Here is a 22,535-nt window from a genome sequence, read left to right as displayed (position 1 = left end):
CCGCGATCAGCTCAGCCGCGCGCCATATCCACGAACCGGCTCAGATGCAGCTGGTGGGCGACGGTGATAGTGGCGGTGGGACCGTTACGGTGCTTACCGACGATCAGGTCGGCCTCACCGCCGCGGGGATCGTCGCGTTCGAAAGCGTCGGGGCGGTGCAGCAGGATGACCATATCGGCATCCTGTTCGAGCGATCCCGATTCGCGCAGGTCGGAGACCATGGGGCGCTTGTCGGTTCGCTGTTCGGGGCCACGGTTCAGCTGGCTGATGGCGATGACGGGGACTTCGAGTTCCTTGGCCAGCAGCTTGAGGTTTCGGGAGAAATCCGAGACCTCCTGCTGGCGGGATTCGACCTTCTTACCGGAGGTCATCAGCTGGAGGTAGTCGACCACAACGAGTTTCAGGTCATGGCGCTGTTTCAGCCGCCTCGCCTTGGCCCGAATTTCCATCATGGTGAGGTTCGGTGAATCATCGACGAACAGCGGCGCCTCACTGATCTCGCTCATCCGCCGCGCCAGCTTGGTCCAGTCGTCATCACTCATTCGGCCCGAGCGCATATCGCCGAGCTTGATCTTCGCCTCGGCCGACAGCAGGCGCATCACGATCTCGGTGCGGCTCATCTCCAGCGAGAAAATCACGCTCGCCAGGCCATGTTTGATGGAACAACTACGCATGAAATCCATTCCCAGCGTAGATTTTCCAACACCTGGCCGGGCAGCGACGATGATCATCTGGCCCGGATGCAAACCGTTGGTGAGTTCGTCGAGTTCGGTGAAGCCGGTGGGGACGCCGAGGGAGATGCCGCCACGGCTGGCGATGGAGTCGATTTCGTCCATCGTCGGCTGGAGAAGTTCCTCGAGGGGGAGGAAGTCTTCGGTGGTGCGGCGTTCGGTGACCTCGTAGACCTCGGCCTGAGCGCGGTCGACGACCTCGGCGATGTCCTGGCCGTCCGCTCCGGCGTAGCCGTACTGGACGATGCGGGTGCCCGCTTCGACGAGGCGGCGCAGGATGGCCTTCTCGGCGACGATTTCGGCGTAGTAGCCCGCGTTGGCGGCGGTCGGGACCGTCTGGGTGAGGGTGACCAGGTAGGGGGCGCCGCCGATGCGTTTGAGTTCGCCGCGGCGGTCCAAGCCCGCGGCGACGGTGACCGGGTCGGCGGGCTCGCCTCGGCCGTAGAGGTCGAGGATGGTGTCGTAGATCGCCTGATGGGCGGGGCGGTAGAAATCGCCCGGGCGCAAGGCCTCGATGACGTCGGCGATGGCGTCCTTGCTGAGCAGCATGCCGCCGAGCACGGACTGTTCGGCGGCCATATCGTGCGGCGGCTGCCGTCCGAAGTCCTCGCCGGGCGGTTCGGGTGGGTAATCGGTATGCCCACGGTCATCGACGACTGCCACCAGACTCGACCGTCCTCTCTTCCCGACAGGGCTCACCCTATTGACGACTGGTTCTACCCCCGTGGTACGACAGTTTCGGCGTGTCGGACAGGCATGACCAGCACCGTTGCCCACCCCCGGTCACGGGCTCAGTTACCGTTCCGGCACTGGGCCGGACCGTGACCGCTGAAGGCTTCGCGCACGGCGATGCGACGAACCTAGGCGACCGCCCATTCACACGCCAAACCCGGCTGTGCACATATCTGTGGATAACTTGTGGACTGTTTACCCAACCGTGTGCACCTCCTGTGCACTACTTGGGGAAAACCCTGGTCAGCAACCACAAACACGCAGATAGGTCCGCATTTCCACAGGTGTGCACGTGTGGATAAATAAAGTCTCGGCGTGTCGGTGGAGTTGAACAGCCGGGCGTGTTGAGTTAACAGACGGTAGACAAGCTATGAGGTGAATCACATTACGAGCGGTTGGTTTCCGCAGTGATCCACAGCATGCACATCTGGGGATAACTTCCCGTCGCCCAGGCAGCACGAAGCCACCCCCCTAGTAGCGGAGCAACCCACAGAAGGCCGAGCTATCCCACGGCTAACAGCATGGGGATGAGCCGGAAAGACGGCAGCGCACAGTCGAAGGCCACCCTCGTGCCGAACACGAGCGTGGCCTTCGACTATGGAGAAATCAGCGCGAGTGCGCGGACTCAGCTCTCGACTGCGACGACGTCCAGGTCGAACTTGGCAACCACGTCCGGGTGCAGATGCACCGAGATCTTGTGCTTGCCGGTCGACTTGATGTGCGACTTCGGCAGGTCGATGCTGCGCTTGTCCACGACCGGGCCGCCGGCCGACTTCACCGCGGCGGCGACGTCGGACTGGGTCACCGAACCGAACAGCTTGCCGGTGCCCGCGGTCTTCACGCTCAGCGACACCGACTCCAGGCCTTCGATGGCCTGCTTCAGCTCGTTGGCGTGGTCCAGGTCGCGCACGCGACGGGCATCCTGCGCCCGGCGAATGCCCTCGACCTGCTTCTGCGCGCCACGGCTGGCGACGATGGCAAGGCCGCGCGGGAGCAGGAAGTTGCGCCCGTAGCCGTCCTTGACCTCGACCGTGTCGCCGGGGGCACCGAGGTTGTCCACATCAGCGGTCAGAATGAGCTTCATTTGCGTGCCTCCCTTGCTCAGCGAGCCGTCGACACGTAAGGCAGCAGCGCCACCTCACGCGAGTTCTTGACGGCAACCGCGATATCGCGCTGGTGCTGCACGCAGTTGCCGGTGACCCGGCGGGCACGGATCTTGCCGCGATCGCTGACGTACTTACGCAGCAGCGCCGTGTCCTTGTAGTCGATGTTGACGAGTCCGGTCTTGCTCTCCTTGCAGAAAGTGCAAGCCTTCTTCTTGAGCACCTTTTCGCGCGCGGGCGCTTTAGGCATGGTGTTCTACTCCGTAATCTTGGTGGCCCGCCGTCGCGGGCCGATATGAGCCGTTCTCAGAACGGCGGTTCGTCATCCATGCGGCCGCCCCCGAAGGAGCCTGCCGCGGGCGCGCTGCCCCACGGGTCGTCGGCGGCACCCTGGCCGCCCGAACGTCCACCACCACTGTTGGCCTGCTGGTAGTTGCCACCACCGCCGCCGGAACCACCGGAACCGAATCCGCCGCCGCCCCCGCCGCCGCGGCTGGTCTTGTTGACCTTCGCGGTGGCGTAACGCAGCGAGGGGCCGACCTCGTCGACCTCGAGCTCGACGACCGTGCGCTTCTCACCCTCGCGGGTTTCGTAGGAGCGCTGCTTGAGCCGTCCGCTCACGATCACACGAGAACCCCTGGTCAAGCTCTCGGCGACATTCTCCGCGGCCTCGCGCCAGATGTTGCAGCGCAGAAACAGCGCTTCGCCGTCTTTCCATTCATTGGTATTACGGTCGAACACGCGGGGCGTGGAGGCGACGGTGAAGTTCGCCACCGCGGCGCCCGCGGGCGTGAATCGAAGCTCGGGGTCGGCCGTCAGATTTCCGATGACGGTGATGACCGTGTCGCCTGCTGCCATGAGGTTCCTCCTGCTCGGTGTGCAGTTCCCGGGTGCACTCGCTTGTCGTGCTAGAGCCTAGAGACAGGCACCGACCAAACGAGGCACAAAGAACTACTTGCCGTGGCGCAGGACCTTGGTGCGCAGCACCGACTCGTTGAGTCCCAGCTGGCGGTCGAGTTCGCTCACGGTCGCGGGCTCGGCGGTCAGATCGACCACGGCGTAGATGCCCTCGGCCTGCTTGCTGATCTCGTAGGCGAGCCGGCGGCGGCCCCAGATGTCGACCTTGTCGATCTTGCCGCCTTCAGTGCGAACCACGCTGAGCATGTTCTCCAGGTTCGGACCAACGGTGCGCTCGTCCAGGCTCGGATCGAGGATGACCATTACTTCATAATGACGCACGGACCAATCACCTCCTGTGGACTAGGAAACGGCCACGGACGGTCCGTGGCAGGAGGGTCGTCGCGTCAGCAACCCGGCAAGGTTACCTGACCAGGTATTGACCGACGAAATCGATCTCCCCGCCATTACGCTGGTCTGCATGCCGAACGGACCCGCAGCAGGCGAGCTCGTCGCCGGTCGCCTGCCACGTCGCGTGACGTCGGCAACGGTGGTCGTGCTGCTGTGCGGGCTGACGCTGTTGGCCGCCTTCTGGAACAAGATGCGCTGCGCGGGCCCACCGTTCCGCGAGGACGGGCGTTCGCCGGCTTTCGACCTGTTCAAGGATTCGAAGGTCTGCTATTCCGATATCCAGTTCCTGTGGCTCGGCCGCGATATCGATCAACATGTCTTCCCCTATATCCACGGTGGCATCACCGGCGACGGTTCGCTGGTCGGTGGTGCGGTCGAATATCCGGTGCTCAGCGGTGTGCTGATGTGGCTCGGTGCGCTCGGCGCGGACAACGACGCGATGTTCCTGCTGCATTCGGCGCTGTTGCTGGCACCGTTCGCGCTGCTCACCGCATGGCTGCTCGGCCGGATGGCCGGCTGGCCTGCGCTGTTGTGGGCGGCCGGGCCGCCGCTGGTGCTCTACGCGTTCCACAACTGGGAGCTGCCGGTGGTGTGCGCAGCGGTCGCGGCGATCTACGTCGTGACGGCGTTGCCGCGGTATTCGCTGCGTACCAGGGGTGTGCTCGCCGCGGTCCTGCTCGCCCTCGGGTTCTGTCTGAAGCTGTATCCGGGGATCTTCGTCTTGCCGTTGATGGCGTATGTGCTCACCGGGGGAGCCGATGCGAGTGTCGCGAGCGGCGGCTTCCGCGACCGGCGTTTCGATGTGCGTGGCGCGCTGCTGACGGGCGCCGCGGCGGTGGCGACGGTGGTAGCGGTCAATCTGCCGTTCGCGCTGGCCGGCTATGAGGGCTGGCGCGCGTCGATCACCTTCCAGCAGCTGCGTCAGGCCGATATCACCACCAATTCGATCTGGTATTGGGGATTGCGGCCGCTGTTCGGGCCGGACGCGGTGAGCGAAGAGAATTTCCAGCAGGTGGTGTCGGGCGCCTCACCGGCATTGATCCTGGTCTCGTTCGCGCTGGCGATGTGGCTCGGCTGGCGCCGGTTCAGCACGACGGGTGTGTTTCCGTGGGTGGGCGTGAGCGGGGCGATGCTGTGTGGATTCCTGCTGTTCCACAAGGTGCATTCACCGCAGTACACCCTGTGGATCATTCCGTTCCTGGTGTTGCTGCGGGTGCCGTGGACGTTGGTCGGCGCCTATCTGCTGGCCGATGCGGCGATAGGCATTGGCGTGTTCCGGTATTTCTATGCACTCGGCACCGGGAATTCTGTCGAAGTGACCGAGGCAATCGTGCAGTTCGGAGTGTGGGGTCGCGCCGGACTGCTACTCGTATTGTTCTTCGTCTTCGTGCGGGCGGCCCCGCGAGCCGAAAGACCCACCGCGCCACCAGCACCGAACCGCGACTCCGGCGATCTCGTACCGGTCGGCTGAGTGCCCGGATGTGGACAATGGTGCGATGACCGACTTCGCCGACATCGACCTCACTCGCACCGCCTATGACGATATTGCCGAAATCTACGCCGACTTCGCCGCGGACGATCTGGCCCGCAACCCGTTCGACCGCGCCATACTCGGTATCTTCGCGGAGCTGGTGCGCGACAACGGATCCGGGCCGGTCGCCGATATCGGTTGTGGTCCCGGCCGGCTGACGACGTATCTGGCAGAACTTGGGCTCGATGCCTTCGGGATCGACCTGTCCCCGGAGATGATCACGCTGGCCAATCGACTGTACCCGGGCCCGCGCTACGAAGTCGGAACAATGGAACGGCTCGATCTCGCCGACGGTTCACTGGCGGGCGTACTCTCCTGGTACTCGATCATCCACCTGCCGCCGCAACGTCTGCCGGACGTATTCGCCGAGTTCCACCGGGTCCTGGTCGATGGCGGATACGCGTTGCTCGGTTTCCAGGCAACCGATCCACCCGAGCTCGTGACGGCCTTCGACCACAAGGTCACCGAGGCCTACCGGTGGGCGCCGGAGCGACTGCTCGAACTGCTGGAGGCCGCCGGATTCGCCCCGGTCACGCGCATGATTCGCGAACCGGCACCCGATGAACGATTCGGTCAGGCCTCCGTGCTGGTGACCAAAGTCCCCTCTCGCACTGGATAGATCAACCCGACGCCCCCGTCCGGGTACGTTGAGGGAGCCGCACCCGGTGCGCGCAAGCTCCGACAACGTGGTCGATCGCCGAATTCACCGCCATCGTCAGAGGACCGCCATGGAACTGATTTCACCGATCGACGCCGCCTTCCTGATCGGCGAATCCCGTGAGCATCCGATGCATGTCGGTTCGATGCAGCTGTTCGAGCCGCCGGAGGGCGCGGGGCCCGGTTTCGTGCGGCAATTGCACGACACGCTGGTAGCGGAACGGGAGCTGCACCCGACCTTTCGTAAACGGCCGGCCGCGCTGTTCGGGTCCCCGCAGTTGGCTTGGTCTCGTGACGAGGAGGTGGATCTCGAGTACCACCTACGACGGTGGGCGCTACCACATCCCGGCCGCACCGATGACGCCCTCGACCTGGCTTCCCGCCTCCACGGCGGTCTGCTGGACCGGCATCGGCCGCTATGGGAGCTACATCTGATCGAAGGCCTCGCGGACGGCCGGTTCGCGGTGTATTCGAAGATGCACCACGCACTCATCGACGGTGTCTCCGCGCAGCGATTGCTGCGGCGGACGCTGACCAGCGACGCGAGCTCGACGCAGGTCCGGGTGCCGTGGAACCTGCCGCGCGGGCAGCGACCGCCGCGCGCGGATTCGGGCTTGGGCACGATGGCGCGAAACCTGGTGGCGGCGGCCTCATCCGGGCCCGCGCTGCTGCGGGTGGCGCGTTCGGCCCTGGTACAGCAGCAGTTGACGTTGCCGTTCGCGGCCCCGCGCACGATGCTCAACGTGCCGATCGGTGGCGCTCGACGCTGCGTCGCCGGATCGTGGTCGTTGCAGCGGCTCGAACAGGTGAAGAAGGCGACCGGGTCGACGGTCAACGATGTCGTGCTCGCCATGTCTGCCGGTGCGCTGCGCGCCTATCTGTCCGAACGGGACGCGCTGCCGGATAAGCCGCTGATCGCGATGGTCCCGATCTCGCTGCGTCCGGCCGACGATGACGGTGACAGCGGCGGCAACAAGGTCGGCGCGATCCTGTGCAATCTGGCCACCGACGTCGCCGATCCGCTCGAGCGGTTGCGGGTGATCGGCGAGTCGATGCGGCGCAGCAAGCAGGTGTATGCCGGCCTGTCCAGTACGCAGTCGATCGCGCTGTCGGCCTTGATGGTGAGCCCGCTGGCGTTGTCGCTGCTGCCGGGGTTGGTGTCGATGACCAATCCGGCGTTCAACATTGTCATCTCGAATGTGCCGGGTCCGCGCGAGCCGATGTTCTGGGGTGGCGCGCGGCTGGATGCCGCGTACCCGATGTCGATCCCGTTGGACGGGCAGTCGGTCAACATCACGCTGACCACGAACGCGGGGAATCTGGATTTCGGGATCGTCGGCTGCCGACGCAGCGTGCCCCAGTTGTCACGCCTGCTGACCCACCTGGAGGATGCGCTGACCACGCTGGAGGACGCCGCGCGCTGAAATTTCCCCTCCCGGGCAAAATTAGAACGTGTTACATTCGATTCATGGCACCGATGCCGATCGAGGGCGCCGCGTCCGCATATTGGCGATTAATGCGGTACGCGGCGGTTTCGAACGCGACGGGCCGTGCAGAGAATTCGCGGGCCATGAGCCGGCGAACTGAACATTATGCAACCCGTTCCAGGGCATAGGGAGACCAGAACCGCCATGCGTACCGAAATCTGCGACCGCCTGGGGATCGAGTTCCCCATCTTCGCCTTCACCCATTGCCGCGACGTGGCGGCCGCGGTCAGCAATGCCGGCGGTCTCGGGGTGCTCGGCGCGGTTGGCTTCACCGCCGAACAGCTCGAGGTCGAGCTCAGCTGGCTCGACGAGCACGTCGGCGACAACCCCTACGGCGTGGATCTGGTGATCCCGTCCAAGTACGAGGGCAAGGGCATCGACGGGCTCTCGCCCGAACAGCTCGAGGCCGAACTGGCCAAGCATGTTCCTGCCGGACACCGCGATTTCGCGGCGAAGCTGCTCGCCGATCACGGTGTGCCGGAACTGCCCTCCGACGAGGTACACCCGCAGCTGCTCGGCTGGACCGCGACCACCGTTGCGCCGCAGATCGAGGTGATTCTGCGTCATCCGAAGGCCAAGCTGGTGGCCAATGCGCTCGGTACGCCGCCGCCGGATGTGGTGAGCAAGATCCAGGAGTCCGGTCGCCTCATCGGCGCGCTGTGCGGTTCGGTCAAGCATGCGCTCAACCACAAGGCCGCGGGCCTGGACTTCGCGGTCTGTCAGGGTACCGAGGGTGGCGGGCACTGCGGTGAAGTGTCCTCGCTGGTGCTGTGGCCGCAGGTGATCGACGCCGTCGGCGATATGCCGGTGCTCGCTGCCGGCGGTATCGGCGACGGCCGTCAGGTGGCGGCCGCGATGGCGATGGGTGCGGCGGGCGCATGGACCGGTTCGATCTGGCTGACCGTCGAGGAGGCCAATGTGCCGCCCGCGCAGATGCAGAGCCTCATCGACGCCACCAGCCACGACACGGTGCGTTCGCGGGCATGGACCGGTAAACCCGCGCGCATGCTGCGCAACGACTGGACCGAGGCGTGGGAACAGTCCGACACCCCCAATCCGCTGCCGATGCCGCTGCAGATGATGGTCGCGCTGGACGGCGTCAAGCGTGGGCACCGGTATCCGGAGGCCGCCAAGGACGTCAACTTCAATCCGGTCGGCCAGGTGGTCGGCATGATGAACAAGGTGGAGCGTTCGGCCGATGTGATGGCGCGGCTGGTCGAGGAGTACGTCGAATCCTGCGAGCGGCTGAACAAGCTCAACGGTGCGCTCTGAGGTAATCGCACGACAGTGCTGAGGCCGCCGGACCATCAGGTTCGGCGGCCTTACCAGACAGTTATCGACGAGCTACCGAGCTCAGGCAGTGGCAGCGTGGGCGGTACCGGACTCCTCGACACCGTCCAGCAACTCCGCGAAGCGGGCGAGCACCTTCTCGTGATACATCCCGAACAGGTCCTCGAACAGGGCGAGCTGAGCCTGCGACGGCCCGGAATCCGATTCCCACACCGCCATCAGCGCTCGCCACACCAGCACATGGAGGTCGGCGGCGCCGGCGAAGTATGCCTCGATCGCCTCCGGCACTTCCAGCACCATCTCGCCGATGGAGTTCAAGATCGCGCGCTGCATGCTGGAGCCGAGCGCGGTGAGCAGCCTGCGCACCAACCCGATCTCGACCGAGAGAATCTCCCGGTAATCCGGAACCTCCAGGCGGGCAAGCGCTTCCAGAGTGTCGATATCGGCCTTGAGCGCCACCGGATCGGCATCACAGCGGCCCGCGGTGTAGGCGAGCAGCGCGTCCATCACGATGCCGCGCTCCACCTCGACGATGTCGCGGAACATCTCGATCGCGACCTCGGGCATCGGCACCGAGTACCGGAACAGATGCCGGTAGACATCAATACCGCCGAGTTCGCGGACATCGCGAATGGTGAAACCCTTGCCGCGGCGCGCGTCGACGAAGCCATAGGACTCCAGCCTGCCGAGGGTGAGCTGCGCGGTGGCGCGGTTCATCTCGAATTCGTCGGCAACCTGCCGCACCGAGGGCATCAGTTCGCCGGGCCGGTACTCCCCCGCGGCAACCCGGCGTGCCAGTTCATCGGCAGCATCGGCGACCACCGTCCGGGATCCCATCGTGTACCTCTCACCTTCATCCATACGTCCCAGACAGTCTAGGCGCAATGTGCCAGACTGCACATGGATACTACGGGGCGGCGCAGTGTGAGGTGAATCATGACCACTCGATGGGGCAACGGCCGGGCGGGAGGCGAGGCGACGGAGCGTCCCGGCCTGTTCCCGGCACGCCCCGGCGGCACCCCTCCGATGAGCCGTGCCACGCGCAATGCCAGGCTGGCGGCCCTTCCGGTCGCCTATGCGGGCCGACGCGCGGCCGGGGTCGGGCGGCGCGCACTCGGCCGTTCGGCGGACGAGGTGAACCGGGAGATCCAGTTGCGCACCGCCCAGCACATCTTCGAGGTCCTCGGGGAGTTGAAGGGTTGCGCAACCAAACTCGGTCAGCTGTTGTCCATCTATCAGCTCGCGCTGCCCGAAGATATAGCCGGTCCCTATCAAATAGCGCTGACTCGGCTCCAGGACGCGGCGCCGATCATGTTGCCGCCGACGGTCGACGCCGCGATGGCGGCGAGCATGGGCGGCGGCTGGCGTGCGTCGTTTCGCGAGTTCGACGATCGCCGGGCCGCCGCAGCCTCCATCGGCCAGGTGCACCGCGCGGTGTGGCATGACGGCAGGCCGGTGGCGGTCAAGATCATGTATCCGGGCGGCCGCGCGGCCGTTGAGGCCGATCTGAGGCAGTTGCGCCACATTTCGACGCTGGCATCGGTGTTCCTGCCCGGCGCCGATGTCAAGGCCGTCACCGAGGCGATCTGTGACGGTGTGCGCGACGAGCTCGACTACGGCGCCGAGGCGGACCATCAGCATGCCTTCGCGGCCGCATTCGCCGACGACCCGGAGTTCCACATCCCCGCGGTGGTTCAGCAGCGCGGGGACGTGTTGATCACCGAATGGCTCGACGGCACGCCCGTGCCGCGAATCATCACCTCCGGCACCGAGCCCGAGCGCGATCGGGTCGGCATGTTGATGACGCGGTTCGTGCTGTCGGGCTGGCGCCACGACCTGCTCTACGGCGATCCGCATCCCGGCAATTTCCGGCTGCTGCCCGATGGGCGGCTCGGCATCGTCGATTTCGGCGCCTGCTCACCGTGGCCGTCCGAATTCCGCGCACTGGCCTACGATTTCTGCGACGCCTTCTTCACCGGCGGCCCGCCCGAACTCGAAGCCGCGGTGCGCGCACACGGATTCGTCGCGCCTGGCCACCCACTCGATGCCGATGCGCTCGTCTCGGCGCTCGGCGAATGCGGGGAACCGCTTCGGCACGCGACATTCCAGCTGACCACGCGTTGGTTGCGTAAGCAGGTGGTGCGCACGACGAATCCGCGGTTGTCGAACGTCGTCCGGGAACTGGCCATGCCGGCGCCGTTCACACCGTTCGCCCGGGCCGGGCTCACCTTGATCGGCGCGCTGAGCCAGCTGGAGGCCGAGGGTTCCTATCTCGACGAGGTGGTCGCTGCTCTGCCGTTCCTCGACGAGGTATTTCAGCGGGCGGCCGCAGCGACGGACGCGCGGGCGATCGATCTGGCGGCTGAGCGGCGGATACGTGCGGTGCAGCGGGTTTCCATCGGTTGATGGACCCAGCTGGGCAGGCACAGACCAACAGCCATCACAATCGGCAGCGTGTCCCAGACAGGTGGTCGTCAGACCGGCAGCGCCCTGGTCAACCGCTGCCGGCCCCGAGAGATCAGCGCGACAACCACTCTCGCCAGGACGGTTGGATCAGCTCGGCCAGAACGCCATAACCAGCCGCGCCTGGATGCGCACCGTCGCCGATACGGACCTCGTCCCGCCACGTCGGGTCCGTGCTGAGCGGCTGGTGAGTACGTACATAGGGGACGTCGGCTGCGGCGCAGATATCGGCGAACCGGGCGTCCAGCGCGGCTGTGCGCGTGTTGTGTTCCTCGTCATCGATCGGCGGCGGTGCGATGACCAACGCCCGCCAGCCGTGCGCGGCGGCGCTGGCGAGCAGTGCGGTCAGGTTGTCCGCGGAATCCTCCGGCGGGACCCGCTCCCGGCCGTTCTCCCACATGGCGTCATTGACTCCGAACGAGAACACCACGCGCGCGTCGACACCCTCCGGCAGGCGCTGTAGGCATTCGCCCAGCCAGCGCGAACGGATGTCGGTGGAGGTCTGCCTGCGCACACCGAGGTTGTATGCGGTGACCGGAAAGCCCTCGGCGTGCGCATCGGCGACCAGCCGGCCGGCCCAGCCGAGCGCCGTTGAATCGCCGACGCCTGCCACGAACGAATCGCCGACGAAACAGATACGGGTATCACGACTCACCGGATGATCATGCCCGGAGGCAGTGCACCCCCGTTCTCCACTACCGAGAGCGGTCCGCCTACTACGGACGTGCAGCGGCGCCGTCGTGCCATAAGATCGCGGTGTTCGTCCGGGAGGGAGTAATCGTGGCAGGGGAATCGGAGCGGCGGGCCGCCGCCCCGCAATGGTTCGCGGATCTGCTCGGCAGCCGGCACTGGATACGCCGTACCGAGCCGTTTCCGCACGTCTACGCGCGCGATGTATTCGCGCCCGAGTTCTATCAGCGTCTCGCCGACGAATTCGAGCGGGCTCGCGACGACCATCCGGACCGATTCGGCAAGGTCGCCGAAGGATATGGCGCCACCGGCATTCGGCTGACCGAGCTCAGCGACGGGCCGCTCGCGGTGTTCCAGTCCCGCGAATGGCATGACGTGATCGCGGGCGTCGCCGGGGTGGATGCGACCGGTGACGTCGAGGCGTCGCTGCACTGCCATCCGGTCGACAGCCCGCGCGGCTGGCCACATAACGATCTCGCGCCTGCGTGGTTTGCGGGCGCCGCACCCGGCCCGGGTGAAGTCCGTGTCCCCGACTCGACCGTTGACACCAAAACCGGGCCGCGCACCGCCGGCGTCGAAGCCAGGGAAACGGTCCGCGCCGTCACGCTGCTGTTCTATCTGGCCAATTCGCCGTGGGAGCCGGGCGACGGTGGCGAGACCGCTTTGTTCAGCCGGGGCGAGCGCGGCGCGCGAGCCGCGAAAGCCGTCCCGCCGCTGAACAACTCGATGGTGATGTTCGAATGCACACCGCGCTCGTGGCATGCCTTCGCCGGTGCCAACACCGCCGAACGCAACTGCGTGGTGATGTGGCTGCACCGGCCGAAGGCCGACGTGGTGCGGCGTTGGGGAGGAGACCGCATTGTCCAATGGTGAGCGCCGGGTCTGCCTGATCACCGGCGCCGGAGGCAGGCTGGGTGACGCCTTCTGCCGCGCCACCTACACCCACTACGACATCGTCGCGGTCTGCCGCAATCGGGTTCCCGCGGCGCCCTCGCAGGAAGAGTGGTTCGTCGACCCGCTGGAGCCGGACCGGACGGTTCCGCAGAACGAGTCGCGAGTCTTCGTGGTGCACTCGGATCTGACCGAGCCCGGCGAGCCCGAACGGGTAGTCGACCTGGCATTGGCCAAGTTCGGCCGGGTGGATCTACTGGTGAACAACGCGGCGAATATGGCGCTGCATCCGCTCGGGGTGGTCGACGGCGACGCCGCGCTCGACGCGTTCGCGCCGGTGTTCACGCTAAATGTCGAGGTGCCGCTGCGGCTGGCGACCCGGCTGGCGCAGCGGTCCTGGTTGCACGACGATGCGGCCAACCGCGCGAACAACCGCAATATCGTCAATGTCTCCAGCATGTCGGGGCCGGAAGTCTTCGGTGGTCAGACGCTGTACGGCACCTCCAAGGCCGCGCTCAACAAGCTGACCCGTCACCTGGCCGACGAGTTCGACGAGTTCGGCGTGCGGGTCAACGCGATCGCACCGGACGCGTTCCCCGGCTCCATCGCCACCACCAAGGTCGTACGCGCCATCGTCGAACTCGACAGCGGTGAGATGACGGGCACGGTGTTCAGCGTGGTCCCACCGGCCGGCCCTCCGGTCGGTCGCCACGCTCGCATGGGCGGCGCCTGAGTCCGGTAGTCCGGTCGCATCGGACCGGGAACAGCACACGCGCCGCCGATACCACCTCGCGCCCGCCCGGGCAACCGATCGGCGGACATCGGGGCGGCGTGTTGGTGTGTATCGTCCGCGTCGGCCTCCTGCATACTCACCTGCAGTGAGCGAGGGTGGCCGGCGTAGCTTCAACTCGATCCGAAAGTACCGATACGACATGCGAGTCGATGGGCGGGAAATCCCGGTCACGGGCAACCTGCTGCAGCCGTTGACCCGGCGCACCAGCGACATCGTTCGTGTCGTACTCGCCGCGATCGGGGTCGGGGTGGTGATCGCGGGCTCGATGATCACCCGGCCGGAGTGGCTGGCGCTGGAACGTTCGATATCACCTATCGTCGACGTCCTCAATCCCGCCCAGTCCAACTTGGTCTACCTGCTCTACGGCATCGCCATCCTGATCCTCCCGTTCGCGATCCTGATCGAACTCGTGCTGGGAAGGCACTGGAAACTGCTGGCCGGATATGCCGCGGCGGGGTTGGTCGCCGGACTGCTGCTCTCGATCACCGGCACCGGGCTGTCGGCGCCGAAATGGCATTTTCAGGTTCCCGACAAACTGGACAACACCTTCCTACAGCAGTTCCTCGACGATCCGCGCTGGATCGCCATGCTGGCCGCCGTGCTCACCGTGTCCAGTCCTTGGCTGCCGGTGCGGGTGCGGCGATGGATGTGGTTTCTGCTGCTGGCGTTCGCGCCGATCCATCTCGTGGTCAGTACCGTCGTTCCGGCGCGGGCGATGTTCGGGCTGGCGGTTGGCTGGCTGGTCGGTGCGGTGATCGTGCTCGTCGTTGGCACCCCCGCGTTGGAGGTTCCCCTCGATGCCGCCGTGCGCGTGCTCGCCAAGCGCGGGTTCACCGTCACCGCGTTAACCGTCGTTCGCCCCTCGGGTCCGGGCCCACTGATGCTGTCGGCGCCCGTCGCAGGCCCGCAGCGACTGCTCACCGTGGAGCTGTACGGCAAGAATCAACGCAGTCACGGCGCGCTGCGGCAGCTGTGGCGCTGGCTCACCTTCCGTTCCAGCGAGACCGCGCCGCTGCACGGTTCGATGCATCGGGCGGTCGAGCATCGCGCACTGATGGCCATCGCCATCGGTGACCTGGGGATGGCGGCACACGCACCGGTCGCGGTGGCGGCGATGGACCGCGGGTGGATGCTGTACGCGCATACGGTGCCGAGCGGAAAGCCGCTGGCCGAGCTTGACGAGAAGGTCCTGCCAGGACTGTGGCAGTCGCTGGACTCACTACACCGCAGGCAGATCGCGGTCGGTGATCTTCGCCCCGACGAGATCCGCATCGAGGACGGTGTCACCCGGTTCGGCGGGTTCGTCGGCGCCGAACTCGGTGCCACCGACGCACAGGTGCAATCCGACGTCGCGCAGCTATTGGTCTCGACCGCGTCGATCTTCGGCCGCGAGGCCGCGGTACGTACGGCGATCGCGGGTCTCGGCGAGAAGTCCGTGCTCACGGCCTCGCGGCGGCTGACCAAATCGGGCATGCCCTCCGGGATTCGCAAATCGGTGCCGGACTGGAAGTCGGTGGTGTCGGGCACCCGCGAGGAAGTGCGCAAACAAACCGGCCAGGATCGGATCGAGGCCGAGCAGATCACCCGGTTCAGCCGCAACAGCATCATCCAGCTGGTCCTGCTGATCGGCCTGGTGTACGTCGCGTATCCATTCATCAGCGCGGTGCCGACGTTCTTCAGCCAGCTGCGGACGGCGAACTGGTGGTGGGCGTTCGCGGGCCTCGCGTTGTCATCGCTGACCTATATCGGCACCGCGGCGGCGCTCTGGGCATGTGCGTCGGGGGTGGTGAGCTTCCGCAATCTGCTGATCATGCAGATCGCGAATACCTTCGCGGCGACAACCACTCCCGCGCGCGTAGGTGGGCTCGCCTTGAGCGTGCGTTTCCTTCAGAAAGGCGGGCTCGGCGCGGTCCGCGCAACGGCCGCGGTGGCGTTGCAGCAGTCGGTGCAGGTCATCACCCATATCAGCCTGCTGGTGTTCTTTAGTATCGCTGCGGGAACCTCGGCGGATCTGTCGCATTTCGTCCCCGACGCGACGATTCTCTACCTGCTCGCCGGCGTCGGCGTCGGCATTATCGGCACCTTCATGTTCGTGCCGAAACTGCGCCGCTGGTTGAACACTTCGGTGCGGCCGCAGTTGCAGGAGGTGCTCGGCGAGCTCACCGATCTGGCGCGCGACCCGAAGCGGTTCGCCATCATCATCGCAGGCTGCGCCGCCTTGACCCTCGGGCAGGCGCTCGCGCTGTGGGCGAGTGTGGAGGCCTTCGGCGGCGGGACGACCTTCGTCACCGTCACGATCGTCACGATGATCGGTGGCACCCTCGCCTCCGCGGCGCCGACGCCCGGTGGTGTCGGCGCGGTCGAGGCCGCGCTGATCGGCGGTCTGGCGACCTTCGGCCTGCCCATCGAGGTGGCCGTGCCGTCGGTGCTGCTCTACCGCGTGCTCACCTGCTGGCTGCCGGTGTTCTGCGGTTGGCAGGTCATGCGGTGGATGACCGACAAGAACATGATCTGAGCCGACAACGCCGCTCGCACTCGGCACAAGGTTGCGCCCACCCCTGAGCGACAACGAGTTTCGCTGTGGTTCAGAGGTGGGCGGCACCATCCCCGGGGCGGCATGGCCGACGGCGGCCCGGACCCGCCGTCAATGGCGCAGGCGGCGGCGATGATTCACGTGAAACTATGAATGATTGTTGCGCAGTTCGACTTTCACGACCTTGCCGCTGGCGTTGCGGGGCAGTTCGGCGACCACGACCAGTTCCTTGGGATGCTTGTACCTCGCCAGATTGTCGTTGAGGAACGACTCCAGATCGGCAAGGCTCAGATCGGTTTCCGGATCGGCGAGGGCGACCACCGCGACCGGGACTTCACCCCACTTCTCGTGCGGGCGGCCGATCACCGCGGCCTCGCGAATCCGTGGATGGGCGAAGAGCACGTTCTCCACCTCGGCACAGTAGATGTTCTCGCCGCCGGAGATGATCATGTCCTTCTTACGGTCCACCACATAGATGAAGCCCTCCTCATCCTGGCGAACCAGGTCACCGGAGTGGAACCAGCCGCCGGCGAAGGCATCGGCGGTGGCCTCGGGTTTGTTCCAGTACCCCTGCATGAGAGTCGGTCCGCGATACACGATTTCGCCGACCTCTCCGGGGGCGACATCGTTCATCTCGTCGTCGACGATGCGGGCCTGAATGGTCGGGATCGGCTTGCCGACCGAACCGAGCTTGCGGATGGCGTCCTTACCATCGAGCACGCAGGTGATGGGCGACATCTCGGTCTGACCGAACACCGCGACATTGAACGCGTCGGGGAAACAGTCCGCCATGACCTGCAGCACGGTGTCCGAGGCGGGCGCGGCGCCCCAGCTGAGCGCCTTCAGCGCGAGCTTGCGTTCCTTGACAGTGGGATCAGCGCAGATGAGCTGCCACTGCGCGGGCACGCAGAAGGCAGTGGTGGCCTGTTCGGCTTCGATCGCGTCGAGGAATTCGGTGGCGTCGAAGGCGCCGAGCGGATGCAGCACCGTCTTGGCGCCGACCACGAAATACGGTGCGAGGCTGCCGAGACCCGCGATGTGGAACAGCGGCGAGGTGCAGAAGCCGATCGACTCCTGATCGATGGCCAATGCCCGGATACAGGTGAGGGCCTGCGCGTTCATATTGGCGTGCGACAGGATCGCGCCCTTGGGGCTACCGGTGGTGCCCGAGGTGTACATGATCAGGCTCGGCGTGTCCTCGGGGATATCGAGGGGCACATGGGCCTGGCCTTCCTCGGCGAGCAGCTCGTCGAAGCCGAGCACACCGTCACCGGACTGCCCGCCGATGACGACACAGTTCTCCAGCGACGATGTCTGCGCGCGCACGGCTGCGGCCAGCGGTTGCAGCACGGTATCGGTGACGATCACCTTGGCGCCGCTGTCGGCGGCGATGTAGGCGACCTCGGGCGGGGTGAGCCGGAAGTTCACCGGAACCGCGATGGCGCCGAGCGCATTGATCCCGAAGACGGACTCGAGGTATTCGGGATAGTTCAGTGCCAGGATCAGCACCCGGTCACCGAAGCCGACGCCGCGGCGGGCCAGCGCGTCGGCGAATTTCAGCGAGCGTTCGTGCAGCTGCCGCCAGGTGGTTTCGGCACCACGGAACCGCACCGCGACCTCGTCGGGCCGCATGGCCGCGTGGGTCGCGATCTGATTGTTCCAATGGTTGCGCCGCGATCTGATCGGCTCGTCCAACGCTTGCACACCGGTGGTCATCCCAGGCACTCCTCTCCCGCACGGTGGCCGCCGGAGCGTCCGACGGTGGTGACGGGCTCAACCTGTGCGAAGAATAACAAGTAACTTACCTCTCAACAAGGATTCACGCACCTGATTCCGCGTTAATCCTTCGAGTTCACGGCCCGAACGAGGTCATCAACAATATTGCCTGGTCGACTGGCGTTTATCCCGCTCGACGAGCTGGCTGATGCCACCAGCAATATCGCATCCGCATGCGAATCACGACTCACTTCCACCTTGTCGTGAGCATGATTCGCATGCCACGATCTCCCCGAAAGCGGGTACGCCCGCGACGAGCAGAGGGAGAAGTGCAATGCTGCGGACCAGGTTCACCGAGACCTTCGGTGTGGAACATCCGATCGTGCAGGGCGGCATGATGTGGGTCGGTCGCGCCGAACTGGTCGCGGCGGTCGCCAATGCGGGCGGGCTCGGCTTCATCACCGCGCTCACCCAGCCGACTCCCGACGATCTGCGTCGCGAAATCGAGCGCACCAGGGAGCTGACCGATAAGCCCTTCGGCGTCAACGTCACCATTCTGCCCTCGATCAACCCGCCCCCGTACGCCGAATACGTGCAGGCGATCATCGATAGCGGCGTCAAGATCGTGGAGACGGCGGGCAGCAACCCGGAACCGTTCCTGCCGTACTACCGGGACGCGGGCATCAAGGTGCTGCACAAGTGCACCAGCGTGCGGCACGCGCTCAAGGCCGAGCGAATCGGCGTGGACGGCGTCAGCATCGACGGGTTCGAATGCGCGGGCCACCCGGGCGAGGACGATGTTCCCGGCTTGGTGCTGATCCCGGCCGCGGCCCGCGAGCTGAGCATTCCGATGATCGCTTCCGGTGGTATCGCCGATGCCCGTGGTCTGGTCGCCGCACTGGCCCTCGGCGCGGACGGCGTCAACATGGGCACCCGTTTCCTGTGCACGCAGGAGTCGTGCATCGATCACATCGTCAAGGAGCGGATCGTCGCGGGCAGCGAGCGCGACACCCAGCTCATCTTCCGCACCATGCGCAATACCGCCCGCGTCGCCGACAACGAGATCAGCCGCAAGGTGGTCGAGATCGAAAAGGCCGGAGGCACTTTTGAGGACGTGCGCGATCTGGTCGCGGGCGCCCGTGGCCGCCGGGTCTTCGACGAGGGCGACCTGAACGCGGGCATCTGGTCGGTCGGTCTGTGCCAGGGCTTGATCCACGACATCCCCACCTGTGCCGAACTCATCGAGCGCATGGTCGGCGAGGCCGAGGAGCTGATCACGGCACGTCTTGCCGAGACCGTCGTCGTGAGCTGATCCACCGCATGCCGGGGCCGCGGAGACACCTCTTGGCCCCGGCAGTTATTTTGCCTGAACAGCAATATTGCCTATTAGGCAATATTCTCCTACACTCGGCGGTATGCCGAAGCCGACGGAAATGGGCCTGCGCGAGCGCAAGAAGCGAGAAACGCGCCTCGCGTTGAGTCACGCCACCATCGCCCTCTGCGTCGAACGCGGCTGGGCCGAGGTGACGGTGGACGACATCGCCGACGCGGCCGGCGTCTCGGTGCGCACCTTCCGCAACTACTTCGCCAACAAGGCCGAGGCCATCGCCGCACGCCATCTCGAGCGGATGCGTCAGATCGCGGAGGAACTGCGCGAGCGGCCCGTCAGCGAACCGCTATGGGAGGCCATCTCCGCGTCGGTGCAGAACCGATTCGCGTTGGGCCACGACATGTTCGACGCGTCGAGTGCCGATGCCCGCTGGGTCGCCGGCGTACGCACGATGCTGGCCGAACCTGCCGTGCAGCGCGCGGTCCTCGAGGCAGGCACGATCGCCCAACGCGAACTCGCCGTCGTCATCGCCGAGCGCACCGGCACCGACCCGGATCGCGATCTCTATCCCGATCTGGTGGCCGCGATGGTGGGTGCGGCGTGCACCGTCGCCGTCGACCACAGTCAGCGGTCCGAACCGCCGCGGCCGGTCGGGCCGCTGATGCGCGAAGCCTTCGACCGGCTGGCTGCCGGATTCCCCGCGCCCTGAGGAGAACCAGTGATCACCGATGTCGTTATCGCAGGCGCAGGCCCGACCGGGCTCATGCTGGCTTGTGAGCTGAGCCTGGCCGGTATTCGACCGATCGTGCTGGAACGGCTCCGCGAACCGAGCGCCGAACCCAAGGCGAACGGACTGGTCGGACAGGTCGTCCCGATGCTCGACCGCCGCGGCCTGCATACCGCGATCAGCGGGGATAGTGCTGCCCCACAACCGAATTCGTCGTACTTCATGTTCGCTGCGATGCCGTTGAACCTGGGTGTGCTAGCGCACAGCCCGGTGTACAACCTGCCGGTACCGCAGGCTCGGTTGGTTGAGGTGCTGACCGAACGGGCCGGCGAACTCGGTGTGGAGATCCGGCGTGATCGCGAGATCGTCGGTCTCACCCAGGATGGGAACCACGTCACCGTCGAGGTGTCCGAAGGTGACAAGCGCGAGCAGATCCGGGCCCGATATCTGGTCGGCGCGGACGGTGCGCACAGCGTGATCCGCAAGCTGTCCGGCATCGACTTCCCCGGTGTCAGCTACGACCGGACCACCGCACGCACCGTGCACGCCACGGTGCCGCCGGAATGGGTCGACCCGGCCACCGGCGGGCTACGTGTTCCCGGCATCGGTGTGATCCGGCCATTTCTGCCGCACCGCACCGACACCGGCGGGTTCTCCTACGCCCCGTTCCCCGGACATCCGCCGCTCATCAGTACCAGCGAATGGGACCAGCCCGAGTCCGACGAGCCGCTGACGCTCGACGAGATGCAAGCCAGCGTCACACGTGTACTCGGCGCCGAGATCCCACTGACCCCGCCAACCGGCGACGGGCCGCATCTGTTGCGGCGGCTCGTCGCCGGAAACACCAGGATGGCCGAGCGGTTCCGCGACCGGCGCGTTTTCCTCGTCGGCGACGCCGCGCACGTCTTCTCGGTCATGGGCGGGCCGGGACTCAATGTCGGACTACAGGATTCGATCAACTTGGGCTGGAAGCTGGCAGCAGCCCTGCACGGCACCGCACCCGACGGCCTGCTCGACAGTTACGAACTCGAGCGCGGGCAGGTGGCCCACCGCACCGTCGTCTCGGCGCAGGCGCAGTCTGCTCTGGTGGCTCCGGGGAGCGATGTCACCGCGCTGCGAGAGGTCTTCGGCGAACTGCTGACCGATGAATCGACGGTGCGCAGACTGGCCGATCTGATCGCAGGCACGGATACGCGCTACGACATGGGTGTCGCCAAGCCGCATCCGCTGGTCGGCTATTTCGCGCCTGATCTGCCGATACACCTGGGCGAGAACACAGTACGGCTGTCGGAGCTCGTCAGGAACGGCCGTCCGCTGCTGCTGGATCTTGGCGGCGGCTCGATGGCACGAGACGTCGTGGCCGGGTGGGGCGATCGCGTGGACGTCGTCACCGGCTGGATCGATGCGGTTGGCGAGGTGCCCGAGGTGCTGCTGATCCGGCCGGATTCCTATGTCGCGTGGGCTGGTTCGGCGTCAGGACCGGAAACCGGGCGCCGGGACGCCCTGGACGCGGCGCTTCGGCGTTGGTTCGGTGCCGCACAGATCCCGCGGCGGTGAACGTCAGTGGTGGCGGGCGGCCAGCGCCGTCACCGCGTCGTGGTCGTGGGCGGCGACGACTTCGATGCCGTCGGGAAGTGCGTGCAGGCGATGGATGGTCGCGAAGGTAGCGTCACGGTCGGCGTCGAAGAGCAGGCCGGGCATGGGCGCCTTTTCGCGGATCAATTCGATCTGGAGTTTGTTCCAGACGGCGTCACCGGCCAGCAGGACGCGGGAGCCGTCGTCCACGGCGAGCAGCACCCCGATACTGCCGGGGGTGTGGCCCGCCAGATCGACCAGTACCACCGACCCGTCGCCGAAGAGGTCTTTGCTGCGGTGGAAGGTCAGGACCGGCGGGCCGTCGAGTTCGAACGGTGCGCACGGCCGGTTGTCCAGCGTCGCCCGCACCACCGACATGGGGGCCTGCGGCCCGGTGGTCGCCCACGCCAATTCCGCTGCGGGCAACTTGATCTCGATGGAGCTCGGCAATTCGAGCAGCCCGGAGACATGATCCCAGTGCAGATGGGTCGGCAACACGAAATCGATATCGGAAGCCGCGATATCGCGGGCGGCCAAGGCATCGGACAGGCCGAGCACCGGCTTATCGGGCGCCACCAGCATCGGGATGGGGAACGGCAGGCCGGGTAGGACACGGCTGTGCGGGTCGGCGCACAGCGCGGGATCGACCAGAAAGCGGGCGCTGGGATGTTCGACGAGATACGACCCCATCGCCATCGGCAGCTCACGCAGGCTGCGCACCCCTTCGGCGACGATGGTCGCGGGCGCGGCCAAGGTCGCCTGCGGAATCACCCGCAGCCGGACGGTGGCGCGGGCCTGCGGTAGCGGGGCCTGCTCGATACTCGCCAGCAGTGCCGTATCGGGGCGGCGCGGACGCAGCAGCCGAGGCGGCGTCGCGGCCAGCGCCGCGCAGCAGCGCAGCACGGTCGGCACGGTCGGAATTCGCCCTTCGCGGATATCGGCCACGGTGTCACGGTAGACGCTCCGGCGTGTCGGCGA

At 66.2% G+C, this 22,535-nt stretch carries 20 protein-coding genes; 11 read left to right on the top strand and 9 right to left on the bottom strand.

The genetic code is table 11. The annotated features are described in order from the left end of the window. Positions 1–11 precede the first annotated feature (11 nt). The 5 genes from dnaB to rpsF all read right to left on the bottom strand — a co-directional run bounded on the left by dnaB (position 12) and on the right by rpsF (position 3,805). Positions 12–1,394, bottom strand: coding sequence for a replicative DNA helicase (gene dnaB, locus GV792_RS05560; protein ID WP_163822532.1), 1,383 nt, complete (start codon positions 1,392–1,394; stop codon positions 12–14). A 694-nt stretch (positions 1,395–2,088) separates the two neighbouring features. Then, on the bottom strand, positions 2,089–2,547 hold the full coding sequence (gene rplI / locus GV792_RS05555) for a 50S ribosomal protein L9 (protein ID WP_163822531.1): 459 nt from the start codon (positions 2,545–2,547) through the stop codon (positions 2,089–2,091). 17 nt (positions 2,548–2,564) lie between these two features. Next, the gene (gene rpsR, locus GV792_RS05550) at positions 2,565–2,816 is read right to left on the bottom strand and encodes a 30S ribosomal protein S18 (RefSeq protein ID WP_036541619.1); all 252 of its coding nucleotides are present in this window, start codon (positions 2,814–2,816) and stop codon (positions 2,565–2,567) included. A 56-nt stretch (positions 2,817–2,872) separates the two neighbouring features. Beyond that, positions 2,873–3,424: a single-stranded DNA-binding protein gene (locus GV792_RS05545; RefSeq protein WP_130918294.1), complete on the bottom strand. Its 552-nt coding sequence runs from the start codon at positions 3,422–3,424 to the stop codon at positions 2,873–2,875. A 93-nt stretch (positions 3,425–3,517) separates the two neighbouring features. After that, positions 3,518–3,805: a 30S ribosomal protein S6 gene (gene rpsF / locus GV792_RS05540; protein ID WP_163822530.1), complete on the bottom strand. Its 288-nt coding sequence runs from the start codon at positions 3,803–3,805 to the stop codon at positions 3,518–3,520. 139 nt (positions 3,806–3,944) lie between these two features. On the opposite strand from rpsF, the gene GV792_RS05535 reads away from it, so the two are divergent. The 4 genes from GV792_RS05535 to GV792_RS05520 all read left to right on the top strand — a co-directional run bounded on the left by GV792_RS05535 (position 3,945) and on the right by GV792_RS05520 (position 8,821). Continuing rightward, the gene (locus GV792_RS05535; protein ID WP_163822529.1) at positions 3,945–5,345 is read left to right on the top strand and encodes a hypothetical protein; all 1,401 of its coding nucleotides are present in this window, start codon (positions 3,945–3,947) and stop codon (positions 5,343–5,345) included. Between the two features lie 25 nt (positions 5,346–5,370). Then, positions 5,371–6,024, top strand: coding sequence for a class I SAM-dependent methyltransferase (locus GV792_RS05530; protein WP_163822528.1), 654 nt, complete (start codon positions 5,371–5,373; stop codon positions 6,022–6,024). 109 nt (positions 6,025–6,133) lie between these two features. Continuing rightward, positions 6,134–7,486: a WS/DGAT/MGAT family O-acyltransferase gene (locus tag GV792_RS05525; protein ID WP_163822527.1), complete on the top strand. Its 1,353-nt coding sequence runs from the start codon at positions 6,134–6,136 to the stop codon at positions 7,484–7,486. A 207-nt stretch (positions 7,487–7,693) separates the two neighbouring features. After that, positions 7,694–8,821 (top strand): NAD(P)H-dependent flavin oxidoreductase, encoded by a 1,128-nt coding sequence (locus GV792_RS05520; protein ID WP_163822526.1) that lies wholly within the window; start codon positions 7,694–7,696, stop codon positions 8,819–8,821. A gap of 81 nt (positions 8,822–8,902) precedes the next feature. Here the strand turns inward: GV792_RS05520 and GV792_RS05515 are convergent, their stop codons facing one another. Further along, positions 8,903–9,676 (bottom strand): GntR family transcriptional regulator, encoded by a 774-nt coding sequence (locus tag GV792_RS05515; RefSeq protein WP_163822525.1) that lies wholly within the window; start codon positions 9,674–9,676, stop codon positions 8,903–8,905. Between the two features lie 99 nt (positions 9,677–9,775). Here GV792_RS05515 and GV792_RS05510 point away from each other — a divergent pair, with 99 nt between their 5' ends. Next, complete coding sequence (locus GV792_RS05510) at positions 9,776–11,245, top strand: ABC1 kinase family protein (protein ID WP_256673761.1); 1,470 nt, start codon at positions 9,776–9,778, stop codon at positions 11,243–11,245. Positions 11,246–11,357: 112 nt separating this feature from the next. On the opposite strand, the gene GV792_RS05505 is transcribed toward GV792_RS05510, so the two are convergent. Further along, positions 11,358–11,957, bottom strand: coding sequence for a GDSL-type esterase/lipase family protein (locus GV792_RS05505; RefSeq protein ID WP_163822524.1), 600 nt, complete (start codon positions 11,955–11,957; stop codon positions 11,358–11,360). Between the two features lie 125 nt (positions 11,958–12,082). Between GV792_RS05505 and GV792_RS05500 the strand changes: the two genes are divergently transcribed. The 3 genes from GV792_RS05500 (at position 12,083) to GV792_RS05490 (ending at position 16,191) form a co-directional block, all read left to right on the top strand. Further along, positions 12,083–12,865 carry a 2OG-Fe(II) oxygenase gene (locus tag GV792_RS05500; RefSeq protein ID WP_163822523.1) on the top strand — a complete coding sequence of 261 codons (783 nt, stop codon included), beginning with the start codon at positions 12,083–12,085 and terminating at the stop codon, positions 12,863–12,865. Continuing rightward, entirely contained in the window at positions 12,852–13,616 is a 765-nt protein-coding gene (locus GV792_RS05495) for an SDR family NAD(P)-dependent oxidoreductase (protein WP_163822522.1), read from the top strand. Before GV792_RS05500 ends, GV792_RS05495 begins: the two co-directional genes overlap by 14 nt. 199 nt (positions 13,617–13,815) lie before the next feature. Then, positions 13,816–16,191: a lysylphosphatidylglycerol synthase transmembrane domain-containing protein gene (locus GV792_RS05490; protein ID WP_163822521.1), complete on the top strand. Its 2,376-nt coding sequence runs from the start codon at positions 13,816–13,818 to the stop codon at positions 16,189–16,191. A gap of 165 nt (positions 16,192–16,356) precedes the next feature. Here the strand turns inward: GV792_RS05490 and fadD5 are convergent, their stop codons facing one another. Then, a complete protein-coding gene (gene fadD5 / locus GV792_RS05485) occupies positions 16,357–17,925 on the bottom strand; it encodes a fatty-acid--CoA ligase FadD5 (RefSeq protein ID WP_163822520.1) in 1,569 nt (522 codons plus the stop codon). Between the two features lie 334 nt (positions 17,926–18,259). Between fadD5 and GV792_RS05480 the strand changes: the two genes are divergently transcribed. The 3 genes from GV792_RS05480 (at position 18,260) to GV792_RS05470 (ending at position 21,539) form a co-directional block, all read left to right on the top strand. Next, the gene (locus GV792_RS05480; RefSeq protein ID WP_163822519.1) at positions 18,260–19,237 is read left to right on the top strand and encodes an NAD(P)H-dependent flavin oxidoreductase; all 978 of its coding nucleotides are present in this window, start codon (positions 18,260–18,262) and stop codon (positions 19,235–19,237) included. 103 nt (positions 19,238–19,340) lie between these two features. Beyond that, entirely contained in the window at positions 19,341–19,964 is a 624-nt protein-coding gene (locus GV792_RS05475; RefSeq protein ID WP_218579848.1) for a TetR/AcrR family transcriptional regulator, read from the top strand. A gap of 9 nt (positions 19,965–19,973) precedes the next feature. Further along, positions 19,974–21,539 (top strand): FAD-dependent monooxygenase, encoded by a 1,566-nt coding sequence (locus tag GV792_RS05470; protein ID WP_175582924.1) that lies wholly within the window; start codon positions 19,974–19,976, stop codon positions 21,537–21,539. Between the two features lie 3 nt (positions 21,540–21,542). Here GV792_RS05470 and GV792_RS05465 read toward each other — a convergent pair whose 3' ends face one another. Beyond that, positions 21,543–22,502, bottom strand: coding sequence for an MBL fold metallo-hydrolase (locus GV792_RS05465; RefSeq protein WP_309138452.1), 960 nt, complete (start codon positions 22,500–22,502; stop codon positions 21,543–21,545). Between the last annotated feature and the right edge of the window lie 33 nt (positions 22,503–22,535).

The organism is Nocardia cyriacigeorgica (assembly GCF_010868145.1).
Classification (GTDB): Bacteria; Actinomycetota; Actinomycetes; order Mycobacteriales; family Mycobacteriaceae; genus Nocardia; species Nocardia cyriacigeorgica_D.
The sequence above is the reverse complement of the archived record's forward strand: the minus strand, read 5'-3'. Positions and strand labels throughout refer to the sequence as shown.

Bases quoted from the DNA above. Each gene is read 5' to 3' on its own strand.
- rplI (WP_163822531.1), bottom strand. From the start codon at position 2,547: ATGAAGCTCATTCTGACCGCTGATGTGGACAACCTCGGTGCCCCCGGC.
- rpsR (WP_036541619.1), bottom strand. From the start codon at position 2,816: ATGCCTAAAGCGCCCGCGCGCGAAAAGGTGCTCAAGAAGAAGGCTTGC.
- GV792_RS05545 (WP_130918294.1), bottom strand. From the start codon at position 3,424: ATGGCAGCAGGCGACACGGTCATCACCGTCATCGGAAATCTGACGGCC.
- GV792_RS05535 (WP_163822529.1), top strand. From the start codon at position 3,945: ATGCCGAACGGACCCGCAGCAGGCGAGCTCGTCGCCGGTCGCCTGCCA.
- GV792_RS05530 (WP_163822528.1), top strand. From the start codon at position 5,371: ATGACCGACTTCGCCGACATCGACCTCACTCGCACCGCCTATGACGAT.
- GV792_RS05525 (WP_163822527.1), top strand. From the start codon at position 6,134: ATGGAACTGATTTCACCGATCGACGCCGCCTTCCTGATCGGCGAATCC.
- GV792_RS05520 (WP_163822526.1), top strand. From the start codon at position 7,694: ATGCGTACCGAAATCTGCGACCGCCTGGGGATCGAGTTCCCCATCTTC.
- GV792_RS05515 (WP_163822525.1), bottom strand. From the start codon at position 9,676: ATGGGATCCCGGACGGTGGTCGCCGATGCTGCCGATGAACTGGCACGC.
- GV792_RS05510 (WP_256673761.1), top strand. From the start codon at position 9,776: ATGACCACTCGATGGGGCAACGGCCGGGCGGGAGGCGAGGCGACGGAG.
- GV792_RS05490 (WP_163822521.1), top strand. From the start codon at position 13,816: ATGCGAGTCGATGGGCGGGAAATCCCGGTCACGGGCAACCTGCTGCAG.
- fadD5 (WP_163822520.1), bottom strand. From the start codon at position 17,925: ATGACCACCGGTGTGCAAGCGTTGGACGAGCCGATCAGATCGCGGCGC.
- GV792_RS05480 (WP_163822519.1), top strand. From the start codon at position 18,260: ATGCTGCGGACCAGGTTCACCGAGACCTTCGGTGTGGAACATCCGATC.
- GV792_RS05475 (WP_218579848.1), top strand. From the start codon at position 19,341: ATGCCGAAGCCGACGGAAATGGGCCTGCGCGAGCGCAAGAAGCGAGAA.